This is a genomic window from Psychrobacter sp. TB55-MNA-CIBAN-0194, assembly GCF_040309505.1.
Taxonomy (GTDB): Bacteria; Pseudomonadota; Gammaproteobacteria; order Pseudomonadales; family Moraxellaceae; genus Psychrobacter; species Psychrobacter fozii.
The window spans coordinates 1-476 of record NZ_JBEOOW010000034.1 but is presented as its reverse complement, the minus strand read 5'-3'; the positions used below and the strand labels follow the sequence as shown (position 1 = coordinate 476).

The following is a 476-nucleotide window of genomic DNA, read 5'->3' as shown; positions in this document are numbered from 1 at the left end:
GTGTCGTTACCCAATACGTCAATCAATACGGGCTGGTTTAATGGGCCTGATCCTACGTCATCTACTGCAACGGGGGCATCATTCATAGGCGTGACAGTGATGGTTTCTGTAGCGCTCACTTCTGTCGTGCCATCGGTAATGATGTAGTCAAATTCAACGTCACCATTAAAGTTGGCATCAGGGGTGAAGCTGATGACACCTGCGGTATCTATGTTCACTACGCCGTTTGGTACGTCAATGCTTTGAGCCACACCTGGAGTTAAGGCGGTGCCATTAATGTCAGTGATACTGAGGGTGTCACCATCCAAGTCACTATCAGCGATGCCAGTAGTAAGCGGTGCTAGTACTACGGTGCCGTCTTCTTCTACGGTATATGCATCATCTACTGCAACGGGCGCATCATTCACAGGGGTGACGGTGATGGTTTCTGTGGCGCTCACTTCTGTCGTGCCATCGGTGATGGTGTAGTCAAATTC

At 49.8% G+C, this 476-nt stretch carries 1 protein-coding gene; it reads right to left on the bottom strand.

What is annotated here, in order from left to right:
- Nucleotides 1-476, bottom strand: a 476-nt coding sequence (locus AAEY75_RS14130) for a cadherin-like domain-containing protein (protein WP_352259913.1), incomplete at both ends; no start/stop codon positions are given.